2 protein-coding genes are annotated in these 21,640 nt (G+C 44.7%); both read right to left on the bottom strand.

The features are described 5' to 3' along the window. Positions 1-300: 300 nt before the first annotated feature. Positions 301-15,171, bottom strand: coding sequence for a non-ribosomal peptide synthetase (locus tag ACFX4X_RS19540; protein ID WP_377385572.1), 14,871 nt, complete (start codon positions 15,169-15,171; stop codon positions 301-303). Then, a complete protein-coding gene (locus ACFX4X_RS19535) occupies positions 15,168-21,638 on the bottom strand; it encodes an amino acid adenylation domain-containing protein (protein ID WP_377385569.1) in 6,471 nt (2,156 codons plus the stop codon). The genes ACFX4X_RS19540 and ACFX4X_RS19535 overlap by 4 nt, the downstream gene beginning before the upstream one ends. Positions 21,639-21,640 lie beyond the last annotated feature (2 nt).

The following is a 21,640-nucleotide window of genomic DNA, read 5'->3' as shown; positions in this document are numbered from 1 at the left end:
ATTTTATACATCGTAGATAAATCAACATTTTTGGCTTCTTAAGAAATCTGGCACCATTAGATTGGAAACCACATGGACATGGTGGTTTCCAAACTGTCCTGGTTGGTCAACATCCGGATGTTCATCCGCCTAGATTAGGGTAACTTCATCATATTTTTGATTCCAAATAAGAAAATGAAACTAAGTCAACGCTGCAATCTCCACCTTGAACTACAATTCTTTCAGGATGAGTGTTTCTCTAAAATATCTTTGGCAGATTGAATTTGTTCAAGAAAATTTCTTTTCCAAAAATATTTTCTTTCACCTGGAAATCTGAGTTATGCTCCCTTTAAACTCATTTACGAGATTTTTGGCTATCTTTTCCACTGCTGGGGAGAAGACGATCTCCTCGTGCGGCCCTGGAACCGAATGTTTATTCACTTTCCCCTGTAATAACGGCTTCCAATCCGTGAACAACTCTCTGCCTTCTTCAGCACTGAAGTAGATGACCTCCCCAAAATATGGCGTTAAAATATGTTCTGCCATTAAATTTAGACACTTCCTGTGAGCATTGGTAATCTGCTTTAGACTCGTAAGATCCGCATCGGGCCGGAGCACTCCTTCCGCGATCAACTGATCAACAAGCATGCCCTGTTGATGGACGAGCTCTTCTTCCTGCTTCACTAGCTCTAAATGGGTGAAATGCTCCAATATATAAGATAGCATTTCATCCTCTGTCTTGTAATCCTGTTCTGAAGGCACCTTGGTATCCATGAGTACCAACACCTCAACTTCTTCTCCCTGGTTCCGTAGCATAGTTGCGATTTCATAGGCGATGGCACCGCCAAGAGACCATCCTCCCAGACGATACGGCCCCTCTGGCTGAGCGCGCTTCATTTCCTCGATGTAGAGTTGAACTACTTCCGATAAAGTCAACCCGTTCATTCCTTCTTTCTCTACGAGAGGATTCTGTAGACCATAAAATGAGCAGTGATCCTTGAGTAACCTTGCTAGCTGAATGTAACAGAATACATTACCCAAAAACGGATGAACACAGAAGAAAGGTCTTTTCTCTGATTCTTGTAGTGGAACCAGAACCGATAACGATTTTGCCATACCATGATTCTCACGGATGAGATAAGCGATCCCTTCCACTGTCGGGTTCTTAATCAGTGCGGACACCTTAATCTCTTTTCCAAATTTCTCTCTGACCTTTGAAATCAATTTGATTACAAGGAGAGAGTGACCCCCTAAATTGAAGAAATCATCGTTTACATGGACATCTTCTATCTGTAGCAAATCCTGCCAGATCGTAATCAGCTGATACTCGATTTCATCCCGTGGGATGATTGGTGTAGAAAAGGTACTTTCTCTTTGAATCGTTAAGCTGTTCAGTGCCTTTCGATCAACCTTCCCATTTGTTGTAAGCGGAATCGCGTCTACCTTAATAAAGTGTGCAGGAACCATATAATTCGGTACTTGTCTCTTGAGATGCTCACGCCATTCATGCATACTTCCTTCACCCACCACATAGGCAACCAATCTCTGATCTCCTGGTTGGTCCTCTCTTATCAAGACTACTGCCTCTTTCACCGATGGATGACTTTCTAAATTCGCTTCAATCTCTCCAAGCTCAATCCGGAAGCCACGGATTTTCACTTGATTATCGAATCTTCCCAGATAATCCAAATGGCCATCAGGTAAATAGCGGACTAGATCTCCCGTCCGGTATAACCGTTCCCCTTCATTAAATGGATGAGGAATAAAACGTTCGGACGTTAACTCTGGACGATTCAAGTATCCTCTCGCTAGGCCTGCTCCGCCGATATAAAGTTCACCCGTTACACCAACTGGAACAGGTAACAAATTCTCATCCAATACATAGGCTTGAACGTTCGGCAACGGACGCCCAATGGTTACCCGCCTACTCTCTTTTTTGATACGATAGCACGTCGCATCGACAGTACATTCCGTAGGACCATACACGTTATAAAAATGGACCTTGTCAGCCTCTACTAATTGTTCCCACAGTGACGGTACAATTGCTTCGCCACCGACCAGTACCTTGCTTGGAACATGAACACCATCGTTTGTTTCTAACAACCCGCCATCTATGAGTAATTGGAGTAATGAAGGGGTCGTATCGAACATTTCCAACTTATTCTCCCGGATATAGGTTACAAACTGTTGGGGATCACTGCGAACTTCGTTCGGAATAATATACAAGCTTGAACCATACAAAAGCATTTGTAATTGTTTAACGGAAGAATCAAAGGCGATTGAGGCATTTAGACCAACGCGCATGTTAACAGGTGTCTCATGCGAAAAAACCTCTTTCTGTAAACCACAGGATAGATTTAATACCGAATGATGCTGCACCAACACCCCTTTTGGATTCCCGGTCGAACCTGAAGTGTAGATAACATACGCCAAGTTTTCTCCTGTCACTTTACATATTGGTGAAAGCGTGTTTTCTTGCGAAATCATTGCTTGATCCCGGTCCAAACAAACTGTTTCAACTTCTTCAGGTATCCAACCTTGCGATACTTCGTTCGTAACCAATACTTGAATCCCTGTGTCCTCCAGAATATATCGCAGGTGACTTTCTGGATACGATGGATCCAACGGAACATAAGCTGCTCCAGCTTTCAAGATTCCCATGAGACCGACAATCATCTCAACTGAACGTTGGAAACAAAGCCCGACCAATGATTCGGTCCCAACCCCACATTTTTGGAGATAATGGGCCAATTGGTTTGCTTTTTCATTCAGCTCTCGATACGTCAACTGATGATTTTCATCCACTACCGCCACCGTGTCAGGTGTACGATCCACTTGATCTTCAAACAGTTTGTGGATCACACTCTCACGTGGATATGCTGCTGCATTATCATTCCATTCTTCCAGTAGTTGTTTCTGTTCTATTTCCGTAACATACACCAGCTCCGACAGAGTTTGATCAACGTTCTCGATCATTTGCTTTAACACCTGGCTTAAATGACCCAGCATCCGTTCAATGGTTAGGCCATTAAACTTGCTACGATCATACTTCAACTTTAACGACAACTGACTTCCTGGAACAACTGTCAATCCCAATGGATAATGAGTTTGCTCTACTCCTTCCAGCTCACCAATTTCTAGATTTCCTGAAGACTCCCCTTTCACTGGGTAGTTTTCAAACACATACAAGCTATGGAACAGCGGGGTTCCTCTAGGAACTTCACTCCATCCTTGAATCTCTGTCAAAGAAGCATATTCATATTGTCTTCTTTCTATCTCTTCCTCTTGTATCTTCTGCAACCAATCCATTACTTTTATATCATCTATCAACTGAATTCGCGTCGGTGATGTGGTAATAAAAGGACCTACAATGTTTTCAACATCAATAATCTCCGTAGGGCGTCCTGAGCTAGTTACACCATAGACAATGTCATCTTCTCCACTATACTGGCTCATGAGATACGCCCACGCACCTTGAATTACGGTATTCAAAGTGAGCCTATTGCGCTTGGCCCAGTTTTGTAACGCTTGGGTTTGCTCTTCTGATAAATAAGTTACCTTCCCTGTGTAACCTTTTTCTTGCTCCTTACTTTCTAACCCAAGCAGGGTTGGCGCTGTAAAGCCTCTGAGTTTCTCTCTCCAGAATTGTTCCGCTTGCTCCTGATCCTGCTCTTTCAGCCATTGAATATATTTCTTGAATGGCGGTGACTTAGGTAAATCCACAGCCTCTCCTTTTATCCTCTTCTGATACACTGTAAGCAATTCGTTAAAGACCAGTGGCAGGCTCCATCCATCCAACAAAATATGGTGATGCGTCCAAACAACCCGATATTCTTCCTCCGCTTCTTGAATGACAGTCACCCGCATCAGTGGCGCTTCATCAAAAAGAAAGGCTTGTTTTCGATCCGTCGCCAAAAAGGCTTTTCGTTTCTCCTCTTTTTCTTCAGCAGACAGCGCACGCCAATCCACTTCATTCAGCTTAAATGGGATATGTGCATACACCACTTGTAAAGGATTTTCAATCTCATCCCACACAAATGCCGAACGAAAGATCTCATGCCGCTGGATCGTCGATTTCCACGCCTGCTCGAAAGTAAGGATATCCAATTTCCCTTTAAACAGGAAACTTAATTGCACCATATACGGCGCGGAATGTTCATCCCCTTGATCATGCAGCGTATGAAAGATCATGCCTTCCTGCAAAGGTGATAGCGGATACAGGTCGATAATCGGATAATTCTTTCCACGATTCATCTTAAATAGTACTTTGTTCAAATCTGCTGGGGTGAGATTTGCGATCGCAAAATCCGAAACGGTCAGCGTAGATTCTCCACCCGAAGAATGAATCAATCCACTCAGTTGATGGAGCATATTCTCTGCAACACTTTGAATGGTCGACTTCGCAAACTGTCCAACATTGTACACCCAAGTGAAATGAAGTTTTCCATCGGTTACAATCCCGATTACATCGATCAAATGTGATCGCTTGGAACCAGGAGCATGATCTAAGCGCGTAAACCCGGTCTCCGGAGCAAACATTGCATCGTCAGAGAACATTTGGTCAAATTGTCCAAGATAGTTAAAACTAATGGACGGAGTGATTCGAGACTGGAATCGCTCACGCATCGCTGGATTCAAGTACCGCAAAATCCCATAGTCAACGCCCTTATTAGGAATTTGGCGCACTTGTTCTTTGACCGCTTTTAATGCTGCGGTGGGCGTGTTAGCACCTGTAATATTCAAGTGAACAGGATAGATACTTGTAAACCATCCCACGGTTCTTGATAGGTCAACGTCTTCGATGATCTCTTCCCGGCCATGACCCTCCAAATCCACGGTCAGCGTCGTATGACCTGTCCATGCTGCCGTAGCCTGTACCAATGCTGTCAATAGCACTTCATTGATTTGGACACGATGAGTGCTTGAAATCTCTTGCAATAACGCACGGGTCTCTTTCTCATCCAGCACCACGGTAATCTCCTCGGTTCCTGTGTTTGCTGGAACTTCGAGGGTGGTATCCATTGGTAGCATAGCCACTTCTTGTTCGGATTGCTGCTCCCAGTAATCACGCACTTCTTGCACAATCCCAGCTTCAGCGTAATGATGCAATTTCTCCGACCACGCTTTAAAGGATGTACTCTTTGTAGGTAATTGGATCATCTGAGCATGGCTCGCTTGATTATACGCCGTTTGCAGATCCTCCAGTAAAATCCGCCAAGAAACACCATCCACTGCTAAGTGATGAATCACCCAGAATAATCGGCCGGCTCTCTTCTCGCCTTCATCAAAATACACCATTCTCATTAGCGGTCCTGCGTGTAAGTGTACGCTTGCTTGTGCAGTGTCAATCTCCGCTTGAATTACTTGATGCCATTCTGCTTGTGGCACTTCTTCTAATGAAATCACGGTCAGCGTCGATTGTTCTTCAATTCCTTCATTCCGCTGTTTCCAAGCTCCATCCGGTAAACGTTCATATCTTAAACGCAAGGCATCATGGTGAATCAGAAGGTTACGCACAGCTTTCTCCAGTAATACTATATCCAGTCGCTCTTTTGTTCTAAAAAACATGGATTGATTCCAATGATGTGGGTTAGGATGATCTTGTGCAAAAAACCATTGCTGAATAGGTGTAAGAATCAGGTCTCCAGTTACAACTCCTTGCTCCGCTTGTACACCCTGCTCTTCTTTGACTACTTGCGCCAACTCGGCAATCGTTTGGTGTTCAAACATTTGCTTCGGTGTCAATTGCAAACCTACTTGCTTCGCGCGGGAGACAATCTGAATGCTGAGAATCGAGTCTCCACCGATTTCAAAAAAGTTTTCATGAATGCCAATCGTTTTTGTACCTAACACACGTCCCCAAATCACCGTAAGTATTTGTTCACGCTCATTTCTTGGAGCCACGTAGCCTCCTTCTGTCCCTTGACGATCTGGCACAGGCAAAGATTTCCGGTCAATCTTTCCATTTAGGGTCAGTGGTAACTCTTCCATCTCGACAAAGTAGGCGGGAACCATATGGGTTGGCAGTTGTGCTTTGAGATACTCGCGCCATTCTTCTTTACGCCCTTCACCCACTACATAGGCTACAAATCGTTTATCTCCTGGCTGATCTTCCCTCACCATCACAACGGCCTCTTTTACCGAGTGATGTTCCTGTAAGGTTGCCTCAATTTCCCCAAGCTCAATCCGGAATCCTCGAATTTTCACTTGGTTATCCATTCTTCCTAGATAATCCAAGTTACCATCAGGAAGGTACCTCACGAGATCTCCTGTTCGATATAGCCTCTCTCCTTCTTTGAATGGATGAGGAATAAAACGTTCGGACGTTAACTCTGGACGATTCAAGTATCCTCTCGCTAGGCCTGCTCCACCGATATAAAGTTCACCCGTTACACCAACTGGAACAGGTAACAAATTCTCATCCAATACATAGGCTTGAACGTTCGGCAACGGACGCCCAATGGTAACCCGCTTACTCTCTTTTTTGATACGATAGCATGTCGCATCGACAGTACATTCCGTAGGACCATACACGTTATAAAAATGGACCTTGTCAGCATCTACTAATTGTTCCCACAGTGACGGTACAATTGATTCGCCACCGACCAGTACCTTGCTTGGAACATGAACACCATCGTTTGTTTCTAACAACCCGCCATCTATGAGTAATTGGAGTAATGAAGGGGTCGTATCGAACATTTCCAACTTATTCTCTCGAATATAAGATACAAACTGTTGAGGATCACTGCGAACTTCGTTTGAAATAATATACAAACTAGAACCATACAAAAGCATTTGTAATTGTTTAACGGATGAATCAAAGGCGATTGAGGCATTTAGACCAACGCGCATGTTAACAGGTGTCTTATGCGAAAAAACCTCTTTCTGTAAACCATAGGATAGATTTAATACCGAATGATGCTGTACCAAAACCCCTTTTGGATTCCCGGTCGAACCCGAAGTATAGATCACATACGCCAAGTTTTCTCCTGTCACTTTACATATTGGTGAAAGGGTGCTTTCTCGCGAGATCATCGCTTGATCCCGATCCAAACAAACTGCTTCGACTTCTTCAGGTATCCACCCTTCTAATGCTTCGTTCGTGACCAATACTTGAATCCCTGTATCCTCCAGAATATATCGCAGGCGACTTTCTGGATACGATGGATCCAACGGAACATAGGCTGCCCCAGCTTTCCAGATTCCCATGAGACCGACAATCATCTCAACTGAACGTTGGAAGCAAAGCCCTACCAATGCCTCCTCCCCAATCCCACATTTCTGGAGATAATGGGCTAATTGGTTTGCTTTCTCATTCAGCTCTCGATACGTCAACTGCTGATTTTCATCCACCACCGCCACGGTGTCAGGTGTACGATCCACTTGATCTTCAAACAGTTTATGGATTACACTCTCACTTGGGTACGCTACAGCATTATCATTCCACTCTACTAGCAGCTGCTGCTCCATTTCCGATAGCATCGTCAACTTCGTCAGTGATTTATCAGGATGTTCCACGATTTCATTCAACCAGTTTTCAAAATGCTCAGCCATGCGTCTGATAGTTACAACGTCAAATAAATCAGTCTTATAGACAAAAGAAAGGACCAAACCCTCTTCCACCTCTAGGGCGCTTAAACTCAAATCAAACTTGGCGATCGAAGCATGAATTTCCATCGCTTCTAAACTTCTTCCATGAAGCTCTGGTAGCTCTTGTTTCGTGTTTTGCATGGTAAACATGGTTTGGAAGATCGGAGAATGACTTATACTTCGCTCGGGTTGTATGACTTCTACAATCTTTTCAAACGGAACATCTTGGTACTCATACGCCTTCAATGCTTTTGTCCGTACCTGAGACAACAACTCTTGGAATGTTGGTGCGCCACTCAGATCAGCCCGATAAACCAACGTGTTGACGAAGAAACCAATCAATTCTTCAATCTCGCGATAATTCCGATTTGCAATCGGGCTTCCGACAAGAATATCCGATTGTCCTGTATAACGCGAGAGGAAGCTTTGATACGATGCCAGTAAGGTCATGAAGAGCGTCGATCCTTCTTGACGGCTAAGTTCATTCAATTTGTCGCGTAACGCGCGTGACAGCAACACAGTGTGTGTCGATCCGCTATGTGTTTGCACCGCAGGACGAGGACGATCCATCGGCAACATTAAGACTGGTAATTCGCCAGACAGCTCTTCCTTCCAATATGCAAGCTGCTGATCAAGTACTTCTTCTTTTAACCATTCCCTTTGCCATTGGGCAAAGTCAGCATATTGTACCGGTAATGGTGCGAGTTCTGCTGGTTTGCCGCCAACCGCATCTTCATAGAATGCCATCCATTCTTGGAGCAAGATTTCCATCGACCAGCCATCCGAGATAATATGATGCATCATACAAAGAAGAATCCATTCTTCTTCAGCGATTTGCATGATTTGCCCACGAATCAACGGACCTTGTCCTAAGTCAAATGGCGCTTCGACTTCGTTTTGGATCCATTGTTCCATTTCTCTTTCTCGCTCTTCCGGAGAAAGCGTAGTTAGATCCATTTTGGGAAGGGGCCGGAGAGCATACGGTTGAATTTGCTGCACAGGATGACCATCCACTTCATGGAACACCGTCCGCAAAGATTCATGACGCTCTATCAGCTGATTCCATCCCGTCTCCAATGCTTCGGGTACCCAATTCCCTGTAAGACGGCAAACCATCGGCATATTATATAGTGCACTATTGGGCGTGAATTGGTCGATGAACCACAGGCGCTGTTGGGCATAAGAGAGCGGAATGGCTTCTCCCCGTTCCATCGGTATAAGCGATGGAATCTCTCGTTTTTTGTCTCCTTTACACAATTGGTCCAGTCGCTTCGCCAACGCCTCCACCGTTGTATGCTCAAACAGTTCACGCACTAGCAGTTCGATTTGTAATGCTTCTTTTAACCGGGAGACAACTTGCGTAGCAAGTAGCGAGTGTCCACCTCGCTCGAAGAACGAATCCTGAACACCAATATTTTCTATTTCCAGTACTTGACTCCATACCGAAGCGATGAGCTCTTCCATCAGAGTTCTTGGGTATACGGTATTTTCAGTAGATGGTTCATCAGGCATAGGTAATGCTTTCAAATCGAGTTTTCCATTCGGTGTGAGTGGTAAAAATGCCATCTCGACAAAGTGTGCCGGAACCATGTAATTCGGTAAATGTGTTAGCAGATGCTCCCGCCATTCATGAACACTTCCTTCACCAACTACATAAGCTACCAATCGCTTGTCTCCTGGATGATCCTCTCTCACCAGGACAACAGCTTCCTTCACAGACAAATGCGCCTGCAGCGTTGCTTCAACTTCTCCCAGTTCAATCCGGAAACCACGAATTTTTACTTGGTCATCCATACGACCATGGAATTGGAGATCACCTCCAGGAAGATAACTTGCTTTGTCCCCGGTGTAATAGAGACGTTCCCCTGACTTGAACGGATGCAGAATGAATTTTTCCTCTGTGAGTTCCGGACGATTGGCATAGCCGCGAGCAAGGCTCTTTCCTCCGATATAGAGATCTCCAATCACACCCACCGGCACCGGCTGAAGGTGAGAATCTAACACGTAAACTTCTGTATTCGCAATCGGCCGACCAATAGACGGAGTACCTGTTGACATTCCTACAGGCACGTAACAATCAGTGGCAACGACGGTATTTTCCGATGGACCATACTGATTAATCACTGCAAAAGGGATTTGTTCAGATGGATACTGTGTTAACTGATCTCCTCCCGTAATGATAAAACGGAGATCCGTCTTCTCTGGCCAAGATAATTTCAAGAGTCTTTCGAGTATAGGTGTAGGCGCAAAGCTAGCCGTGATCCGTGAATCAATGAGCCAATCTCTTAGAGCCTCTGGATTGATCCGCAACTCTTCTGTTGATAGGTATAGTGCTGCACCAGCAGTGAGATAAGGCCATATCTCCTGGACAGCTGAGTCAAAGGCAATCCCCGCAATCTGAGTCGCACGATCCTGTGCTGTAATTTGGTATACCGCTTGATGCCAAGAAACCATATTCATCAATGACCGATATTCGACCATGACACCCTTTGGCTTTCCAGTGGAGCCAGAGGTGTAGACGATATATGCTAAATGCTCGGGTTTCACCCGCCGCTTCGGTGCGATCAAGCTTTCATCTGTCATTTCTTCTAATCTCACCGTTTCGACCTGTTCTGAAAGGCTTTCTTGCGCTGCTGTCGTCACCACGATTTGGATCCCTGCATCTTCAATCATGTATTGTAACCGTGATTTCGGATACAACGGATCTAGGACGACATAGGCCCCGCCAGCTTTTAATATGCCAAGTAAACTTGCCATGAGCTCAGCCGATCTCGGGAGGTAAACGCCCACAACTGATTCAGGAACAACCCCTTTTCTCTGCAAAACATGTGCCAACTGATTTGCTCGCGCATCCAGTTCACCATAGGTCCACTCTCTCATTTGATCGACCACTGCAATCGCACCGGGACGTCGTGCTACTTGGTCCTCAAATCCGTCGCAAATAAGACCCACTTGGGACATTTCCATTGCGGTGTCATTCCATGTCTCTAATAACAGATCACGCTCAAATTCGGATAGCATACCAAGACTATTCAACGGTTTTTGTGGATGATGAGAAACTTCATTTAGCCATGTCTCAAAATGTCCTGCCATTCGTTCGATGGTTGTAACATCAAATAAATCCTTATTGTATTCAAAAGCGAACATTAATCCTTCTTCCGTCTCTGCTGCCATAACACTTAAATCAAACTTCGCGATCGGACTATGGCTTTCTATCATTTCGATCCTTCTACCAGACAAAACCGGAAGCTCTTGTTTCATATTTTGTAAGATGAACATCGTCTGGAAGATCGGAGAATGACTTGTACTCCGCTCGGGCTGCACAACTTCCACAATTTTTTCATATGGAATATCTTGATATTCGTATGCTTTCAGTGCCTTTTGACGCACCTGAGACAATATATCTTGGAAGGTCGGTGTACCACTCAGGTCAGCCCGATAGACCAGCGTATTCACGAAGAAGCCGATTAATCCTTCACTCTCTCTGTAATTACGATTCGCAATTGGGCTTCCGACGAGAATATCTTCTTGTCCTGTATAACGGAAGAGGAAGCTTTGATACGCAGCCAACAGGGTCATGAAGAGAGTCGATCCTTCTTGACGACTGATTTCGTTCAGTTTGTCGCGTAATGAACCTGACAGCAACACAGTGTGTGTCGATCCGCGATGGGTTTGTACCGCAGGACGAGGGCGATCCATCGGCAGTTGTAGCAAGGGCAGCTCACCAGACAATTCTTCCTGCCAATAGTGGAGTTGCTGTTCAAGCACTTCTTCCTTCAACCATCCCTTTTGCCACTGAGCAAAGTCCGCATATTGGATTGGTAAAGGTTCAAGTTCCGCTGCCTTCTCACCCATTGCTTCCTCATAGAAAGCTATCCATTCTTCAAGTAGGACTCCCATCGACCATCCATCCGAAACGATATGATGCAGGGTGCAGAGGAGGACCCATTCCTCTTCTCCCACTCGCAAGAGGATTGTCCGAATCAGTGGGCCTTCTTCTAGGTCAAATGGCACTTCTGTATCTTGCTGCAACAAACGCTTAACTTCCGCTTCTCGCTCTTCCGGAGAAAGCATAGTTAAATCCATTTGAGAAAGGGACCGAAAAGCATGCGGTTGAATCTGCTGCACAGGATGACCATCCACTTCATGGAACACCGTCCGTAAAGATTCATGACGTTCTATCAGCTGATTCCATCCCGTCTCCAATGCTTCGGGTACCCAATTCCCTGTAAGACGGCAAACCATCGGTATATTATAAAGTGCACTATTGGGCGTGAATTGGTCGATGAACCACAGGCGCTGTTGGGCATAAGAGAGCGGAATCGCATCCCCCCGTTCCATCGGCATTAGCGGTGGAATCTCCCGTTTTTTGTCTCCTTTACGCAACTGATCCAGTCGCTTCGCCAGCGCCTCCACCGTTGAATACTCAAATAGTTCACGCAACGGTAGTTCGATTTGGAAGACTTCTTGTAAACGTGAGACAACTTGGGTAGCGAGTAGCGAGTGGCCACCAAGTTCAAAGAAGGAAGCCTGAACACCAATATTTCCTATGCCTAACACCTGACTCCATACAGACGCGATGAGCTCTTCCCCTGGTGTCCGCGGCAAGACAATATCGGCACTCACGGACTGTCCTTCCAATGCCAGTAAGGCTTTGCGATCGATTTTGCTATTCGGAGTGAGGGGCATCGCTTCCATTTCGACAAAGTATGCCGGGACCATGTAATTCGGTAATTGCGCCTTAAGGTGCTCGCGCCATTCTCCAGTGTTTCCTTCACCCACCACATATGCTGCTAACCGCTTGTCTCCTGGACGATCTTCTCTTACCAGCACGACAGCCTCTTTCACAGATGGATGATCATGTAGGACCGCTTCAATCTCTCCCAACTCAATCCGGAAGCCTCTGATTTTCACTTGATTATCTACTCTTCCGATATACTCCAAGTTGCGGTCATTCAGATACCTCACCAGGTCCCCGGTCCGATAGAGTCGCTCCCCTTCCTTAAATGGATGCGGAATAAAACGTTCAACAGTTAACTCTGGACGATTGAAGTAACCACGTGCCAAGCCTACACCACCAAGGTAAAGTTCCCCAGCCACACCAATCGGTACCACCTGTTGGTTTTGATCCAATACATACAATTCGGTATTATCAATCGGACGACCAATTGGAATGAGCATCAGTTCTTTTTCTAAATCACAATTATAGTAAGTAACATCTACAGTCGCTTCGGTAGGACCATACAAGTTGCATAACTTCGTTTGCTGAAAATCATAAAATACACCCTTAAACCGGCGAACCTGTTCGGAATTTAACGCTTCTCCACTAGTGAAAACCTGACACAAAGACGATACGTCCTTTTTCGCTTTGGATTGTTCCATATAATCCAAGAATGCAGATAACATCGACGGAACAAAGTGCATCGTGGTCACACGATATCGCTCAATGCACTCCTCAATCATTGCAGGATCCTTCTCTCCACCCGGCGGAAGTAAACAAACACGCGCCCCTACAAATGACCACCAAAATAATTCCCAGACAGATACATCAAACGAAAACGGCGTTTTTTGAAGAATCGTATCCTGTTCAGATAATGGATAGTTTTTTTGCATCCACTGTAATCGGTTGATAACCGAGTGGTGTTCGATCATCACTCCCTTCGGATTCCCTGTCGAACCCGAAGTGTAAATGATATACGCCAAGTTTTTTGCTGTCACTCCACTCACTGGCGCCAATCCACTCTCTTTAGAAATCGCTGCTTGATCCCGATCCAAACAAATCGCTTGGATCCCTTCGGGCAACCAACCTAGTAGCGCTTCCTTCGTTAAAAGCACTTGGATCTGTGAGTCCTTTAATATGTATCTCAGGCGATTTTCGGGATAACTCGGATCCAGCGGGACATAAGCCCCGCCGGCTTTGAGAATTCCTAAGAGACCAATCATCATATCGGGTGAACGCTCGAAACATATCCCGACCAATGATTCAGGACCTATATCCCGTTTTTGTAAATAATGGGCCATTTTGTTCGCTTTCTCGTTGAGTTCTTGATACGTCAGCTGTCCACCTTCATATACTACCGCCACCGCTTCAGGTGTACGCGCAACCTGCTGTTCAAACAGTTCGTGAATCATGCTCTCATGGGCATAAACTGCATCAGTGTCATTCCATTCTTCCAAGAGCTGCTTCTGCTCTGTGTCCGATAGCATCGTCAGGTTTGTATATGATTCATCTGGATGATGAACGATTTCGTTCAACCAGTTTTCAAAATGCCCCGCCATACGTGCAATGGTTCTACTGTCAAATAAATCTGTATTGTACTCAAAAGTGACATGTAGGTCTTCCTCCACCTCATACGCGGTTAGACTCAAATCAAATTTCGCGATCGAGATATTACTTTCTATCATTTCCAAACTTCTCCCAGACAGCTCTAATCGTTCTTGTTTTATATTCTGTAGCGTAAACATGGTCTGGAAGATGGGCGAATGGCTAGTGCTCCGTTCAGGTTGTACCGCTTCTACCACTTTTTCAAACGGAATATCTTGATATTCATATGCCTTCAACGCCTTTTTCTTTATCTGAGACAAAATCTCCCGGAACGTAGGAGCCCCATTCAGGTCCGCCCGATAGACTAACGTATTAGCAAAGAAGCCGATTAATTCCTCTACTCCTTTATGATTCCGATTCGCAATCGGACTTCCGACGAGAATATCATTTTGCCCCGTATAGCGAGCAAGAAAGCTCTGATACGCAGCCATTAAGGTCATGAATAAGGTGGATCCTTCTCGCTGACTTAAATTCTTCAATGCACTGAGTAGTGTGTGAGGTAGAATCACACGACATGTGTCCCCATCGTACGTTTGCGTAGCCGGTCTAGGGCAATCCAACGGCAGTTGGAGTATAGGAAGCTCACCGGACAATTCTTCCTGCCAATACGTGAGTTGTCGATCCAACACTTCACCCTCCAACCACTGCTTTTGCCATTTCGCAAAGTCTGCATATTGAATCGATAGCGTATTTAGTCCAGCAGGCTTCCCACTCGTTTCCTCCTCATAGAAGGCAAGCAATTCATTGATCAATATGCCAATGGACCACGCATCAGAAATAATATGGTGCATGGTACATAGCAATAACCATTCATCTTTCCCTAATTGAACCAGTTGATTGCGGATCAAAGGGCCATTCATTAAATCAAATGGCTCCTGCGCTTCTCTTGCAATCAAACTCTCTATCTCTTTTTCCTTTACTTCCAGAGGAAGGTGAGAATAATCCTCTACAGGTAGTTTTCCAGGAAGATATTCCACAATATGTTGTACCGGTTGGTCTCCTACTTCCTTAAAAACGGTGCGTAATGATTCATGACGCTCAATGAGTCGATTTAATCCCTTTTCCAATGCTCCAGGTAGCCAATGCCCTTTCAGACGCCATACTGTCGGAATATTATATAATGAACTGTTTGGGTTAAATCGGTCCATAAACCATAATCGTTGTTGTGCATAAGACAACGGAAGCGTTTCTTTCTCCTTTTTTTGCATCTGCTTCTGAAGCCACTCCCTTTTCTCAGGAGAAAGCGAATCCAGCTTCGCAAGTAAATCACTTCTCATTTTTTTACCCCTTCCTCAACCAAGCTGCTCTCGAATATACCTTGCGCTTCTTCCTCTGATAACTCTTCCAATTGCTTAAGAAGTTCAAGTAACTCTTCATCATTACTCGCTGCTGCTTCTTTTTGAATATAGTCTTGAAAACTTACATTCCCCTTACTATCATTCTGTGCTTGCTCATTTCCACTGCATTCCAGCTGATTAACCCGTTCTGCCAATTCCTGCACCGTAGTATACGTAAATAAATCATGCAGTGGTAACTCAATCCCAAAGGCTTCTTTCAGGCTAGTAACAGCTTGTGTAGCGAGTAATGAATGGCCACCAAGTTTAAAAAAAGAATCATGAATCCCGATATTTTCAACGCCTAAAACTTGATGCCATATCGAAACAATTGCTTCTTCCGTAGGTGTACGAGGGGCAACATAACCACCCTCTGCTCCCTTGCGCTCTGGTGCAGGTAAGGCTTTCCGATCGATTTTCCCATTTGGGGTGAGCGGGAAAGCTGTCAATCCGACAAAGTGTGCCGGAACCATGTAATTTGGTAACTTTGTCTTGAGATAATCACGCCAATCATGAGCATTTTCTTCTCCCACTACATAGGCAACCAAACGCTGATCACCCGGATGATCTTCGCGTACCATCACAACGACTTCGTTAACCGATGAATGACTTTGTAACGTCGCTTCAATCTCACCTAGCTCAATCCGGAATCCACGGATCTTCACTTGATGATCGATCCGACCGAGATAATCCAAAGTCCCGTCCGGCAGGTACCTCACAAGGTCCCCCGTCCGATATACTCGCTCCCCTTCTTTAAATGGATGCGGGATAAAACGCTCGTTTGTTAAGTCAGGGCGGTTTAAGTAGCCACGCGCCAAGCCTGATCCCCCAATGTAAAGCTCACCGGCTACACCAATCGGTACCATTTGCTGGTTTGCACTGAGGACATATACTTCCGTGTTAGAGATGGGTCTGCCAATCGGTGGTACCTTGTACCTGACACCCTTTTCTACCTTCATATAAGTGGAATAAGTAGTATCTTCGGATGGACCGTACAGGTTGTACACCTTTTCGATTGGACTACCCTCATACAAGTGCTCGACTAATGACTGCGGCAACGGTTCTCCAGCCAAATTCATCACCTTTACCGAAGAAGGGATTGTATTTGCCCGAACCAGTTCCTTCGCAGCTGATGGTACAGTATTGACCAAAGTCACATCCTTCGTAGACAACTTGTCCAGATGAAGAGCACTTTCAGCTACAATCACCTTGCCACCCATCGTCAATGGAACAAACACTTCAAAAACCGATAGATCAAAGGATAGGGAAGTTGAAGCCAGCACTCCAGCTAATTCCTGTCGGGAATAGGTTTGATGTGCCCAATGGATCATCGTCAACGTACTCCGATGCTCAATCATCACTCCCTTAGGATTACCCGTTGATCCTGAGGTATAGATGATATAAGCTAGGTTATCGCTTGTCACTTCACTCGTACATGCAGTCGTTACTTCCTGTTCGATCGCCGCTCGATCACGATCGATACAAATCATGTCAACGGATTCCGGTAATGTCATTTTTTGCTGCAACTTTTCCTGTGTCACCAGTACTCCGATATGAGCATCCGCTAAAATATACCGTAATCGACTCTCCGGATACGAAGGGTCAATCGGTACATACGCTCCTCCTGATTTCATGATTCCTAAAAGACCGACAATCATCTCGGATGAACGTGTAACGCTGATCCCAACCAATGATTCACATCCCACCCCACGCTTATGGAGATAATGGGCCAACTGATTGGAACGCTCGTCCAGTTCCCGATATGTCAGCTCCTCATCTTCGCACACTACCGCGATTGCTTCTGGCGTTTTCTCCACTTGTTCCTCAAACCATGTATGAATCGTTTCTTCACGCAGGTCGACAACATCTGTGTCATTCCATTCCTCTAGTAACCGCATATACTCTGATTTCGGCAGCATATTCAGTTTTGTTAAAGAATCTTTTGGATGAGATACAATTTCAGATAACCAATGTTCAAAATGGCCTGCCATTCGTTCAATGGTTGCAGCATTAAACAAATCGGTATTATATTCAAAAGTTAGCAATAGCCCCTCTTCCGTCTCCGATGCAAACAAACTCAAATCAAATTTGGCAATCGAAGTATGACTTTTCATCATCTCCATGTTTCTTTCAGATAGCTGAGGCAACCCTTGTTTCGTATTCTGTAAGGTAAACATGGTCTGGAAAATCGGCGAATGACTGGTATTCCGTTCAGGTTTTACGGCTTCTACCACTTTCTCAAACGGAATGTCCTGGTACTCGTATGCTTTTAGTGCTTTTATTCGTATCTGCGACAGTAGTTCTTGGAACGTCGGATTTCCACTGAAATCAGCTCGATAAACCAACGTATTTACAAAGAAACCAATTAATCCTTCAATCTCTCTAACATTCCGGTTCGCAATCGGGCTTCCAACCAAGATGTCGTCTTGTCCCGTATAACGAGCAAGAAAGCTTTGATACGCCGCCATTAAGGTCATAAAAAAGGTGGTTCCTTCTTGCTTACTTAACTCCTTGAGCTTTTCCCGTAGGAAATACGGCAATATCAGAGTCTGACTTGCACCACGGTGAGTTTGAACAGCAGGTCGAGGACGATCCATCGGTAATTGCAAGACCGGTAATTCACCATGCAATTCTTCCTTCCAATATTGAAGGTGTTGATCAAGATCCTCTTCTTTTTGCCATTCTTTTTGCCACAGGGCAAAGTCCGCATATTGAACAGGTAACTTCTTCAGCTCCACTGGCTTTCCACTTAGCGCTCCTTCATAAAAAGCCATCCATTCTTCGAGCAAGATTCCCATTGACCATCCATCCGAAATAATATGATGCATCGTGCAAAGGAGTACCCATTCCTCTTTGTCCATTTTCAAAATTCGCGTTCGAATCAAGGGACCTTGTCCCAAATGAAATGGTTCTTCCGCTTCGTTTTGAATGAATCGCTTCATCTCTCTTTCTCTGTCTTCCAGAGAGAGAATTGTTAAATCCATTTGGGGGAGGGGCCTGAAGACATGCGACTGAATCTTTTGGATCGGTTGACCCTCTCGCTCTTGAATCACCGTCCGCAATGATTCATGACGTTCAATCAACTGATTCCATCCCGTCTCCAATGCTTCAATTGACCATTTCCCTGCCAGTCGGCATGCTGCATGAATATTGTACATCGCACTATTTGGCGTTAACTGATCAATGAACCATAGGCGTTTCTGTGCGTAGGAAAGCGGAATGGATTCTTCCCGTGCCATAGGTACAAGTGGCGGAATCTCTCGTTTTTTGTCTCCTTTACACAACTGATCCAGTCGCTTCGCCAATGCCTCCACCGTATCGTACTTGAAAAGTTCGCGTAGCGGGATTCTGATCTGGAATGCTTCTTGTAATCGAGAGACGATTTGGGTAGCAAGTAGTGAGTGCCCACCCCGTTCAAAGAAAGAGTCCTGAATGCCGATATTTTCTATTCCTAACACCTGACTCCAAACCGAGGCGATGAGCTCTTCCGATGGCGTTCGCGGCAGGACGTTAACGGCTCCCATAGGCTGTCCATCCGGTGCTGGTAAGGCTTTTCGGTCGATTTTCCCATTCGGAGTAAGCGGGAAATATTCCAACTCTACAAGATGTGCTGGAACCATGTGATTCGGTAATTGGTTTTGGAGATACTCTCGCCACTTTTGGATATTTCCATCGCTGATCACATACGCTACCAATCGCTGATCACCTGGGCGATCTTCTCGAACGAGCACGACAGCCTCTTTGATAGACGTATGCCTTTCTAAAGTCGCTTCAATTTCTCCAAGCTCTATCCGAAAGCCACGCATTTTCACTTGATGGTCGATTCTTCCTATAAATTCTAAATTCCCATCAGTTAGATATCTTACTAGATCTCCGGTTCGATATAGCCGTTCTCCTATTTGAAACGGATGCGGAACGAATCGTTCAGCAGTTAGATCAGGTCGGTTTAAGTAACCACGTGCTAAGCCTGCACCACCAATATACAACTCACCCTCTATCCCTATCGATTGCAAACGTTGATCCTGATCTAATACATATAGCTGGATATTTTGTATCGGATTGCCAATAGAAACATATTCTTGACTGTGTTGACAGTCATATGCATTCACGTAAATGGTTGCTTCTGTTGGTCCATAAAAGTTGGTCAATTTAACTTGTCCGCCCTGATCCCACTGCTTTTGAAATCGTCTAACCAACCCTGGACTAAGCTCTTCCCCACCAGAAAACACATGTCGTACGGATGAACATTTCCGTTTCAACTCAATATGTTCGAAATGTTCTAAGAAAACGGATAGCATCGAGGGAACAAATTGGACAACGGTAACCCGATGGTTCTCTATCACTTCAGCTATTATGGAAGGATCTTTCTCCCCACCCGGTGGCAGGAAGGAAACACATGATCCTACACTAATACCCCAAAATAACTCCCAAACAGATACGTCGAAAGAGATCGGTGTTTTCTGCAAAACCACATCCCTTTCAGAGAGTGGATATTGATGTTGCATCCATTCAAGATAATTAATCACCGAATGATGCTCGATCATCACTCCCTTTGGTTTTCCTGTAGATCCTGAAGTATACATGACGTATGCTAAATTTTTTCCTGCTACACTGCTTATACATGCGGTCGGTTCTTCGTTTTCAATCGCAATGCGATCTTGATCCATACAAATTATTTCGATTTGTTCGGATACACCTATTTTTTCTAACTTTTCTTGTGTCACTAGTACTTCGATTCTAGCATCTTCTAATATATAGCGTAGCCGACTCTCGGGATACGTAGGATCAAGCGGAACGTAAGCTCCTCCTGACTTTAGAATCCCTAGCAACCCTATCATCATTTGCGGGGATCGTTCCATATAAACACCAACTAAAGACTCAGGACCCACACCACGCTTCTGCAAATAATGGGCCAGCTGATTAGCACGCTCATTCAGCTCTCTATAGGTAAGTTGCTCATTTTCATACATAACCGCGATCGCTTCTGGCGTTTTCTCCACTTGCTGCTCAAATAACGCATGAATCATGCTCTCACATGAATATTCTACTTGGGTATCATTCCATTTCTCTAGCAGTTGTGTCCGCTCTTCCATTGTTAAATAGGTAATTTCGGATAGCTTTGGGTCTGAGCTTTTCGTCATCTGGATCAATGTTTGCGATAGATGACCCTGAATCCGATGAATGGTCTCTTCATCAAAATGATGCCGGTCATACATCAACTTCAAAGTGATTTGCTTACCTGGCATTGCAATGAGCGTCAAAGGATAATTTGTTTGTTCTGCACTTTGGACTTCTAGTAATCTTAAATCAGCATTGCGCTCTCCTTGAATCGGATAATTTTCGAACACATACAAGGTATGAAATAAATCACTACTCCTTGGAACTTCACTCCAACCTTGAATATCGACCAACGAATTATACTCGTATTGTCTCCGTTCCAGTTCTTTCATCTGTATCTTACGGAGCCAGTCCACTACTGAATTATCATCCGTTACCCGAATTCGGCTAGGCAATGTGTTTATGAATAGACCAACCATCTTCTCTGCTCCTACTAATTCAGTAGGACGTCCAGAGCTAGTAACACCAAATACGATGTCGCTTTCGCCGCTATACCGGCTCATCAAGTAAGCCCAGGCTCCTTGTACTAACGTATTTAATGTTAGCTGACTATTTCGCACCCACTCTTGTAAAGTCTCAGTCAGTTCCTCAGAAAGCCGATAAACGCTCTCTCCATAACCCTTCTCCCGCCCCTGGTCACTTCTTTCCATCGCTAATGGCGTAGGTGCATGAAACCCTTTTAATTCTACTGTCCAGAATTTCTCAGCTTTACTTCGATCTTGTTTATTAATCCACTGGATATATTTTTTATAGGGAAGAGACTTGGGAAGGTCGAATGCTTCTCCCTTTATCATCTTGAAATAAACTTCCATCACTTCACTGAAGACCAGGGACACACTCCATCCATCCAACAAAATATGATGATGTGTCCAAATGATTCTCGTTTCTTCTTCTGCTTCTTTAATCGCAGTGATCCTCATCAATGGTGCTTCGTCTAACGAAAACCCTTGCCTCCGATCAGCATTCAAAAACTGGTGTAATTTCTTTTCCCTCTCTCCACATGGAAGAGCGCTCCAGTCTTCTCGACGAATGGTAAAAGGAAGACGTTGATACACAGCTTGCAATGGCTTTTCTACTTCCTCCCACACAAAAACAGAACGTAGGATCTCATGTCGGTGAATGATGTATTCCCAAGCCTTTTCGAAAGTAGCGACATCCAATCGACCACCAAGTAAGAAATCTACCTGTACAATGTAGGAAAAAGAATGATCATCGTCTTGATCATATAAAGTATGAAACAGTATCCCTTTTTGCAAGGGTGATAATCCGTATATATCGATAATGTCGCTCATCG

This window comes from Peribacillus sp. YIM B13481, from assembly GCF_042787985.1.
Classification (GTDB): Bacteria; Bacillota; Bacilli; order Bacillales; family DSM-1321; genus Peribacillus; species Peribacillus simplex_A.
Note: the sequence above shows the minus strand (reverse complement) of the source record. Positions and strands in the feature narration are given on the sequence as shown.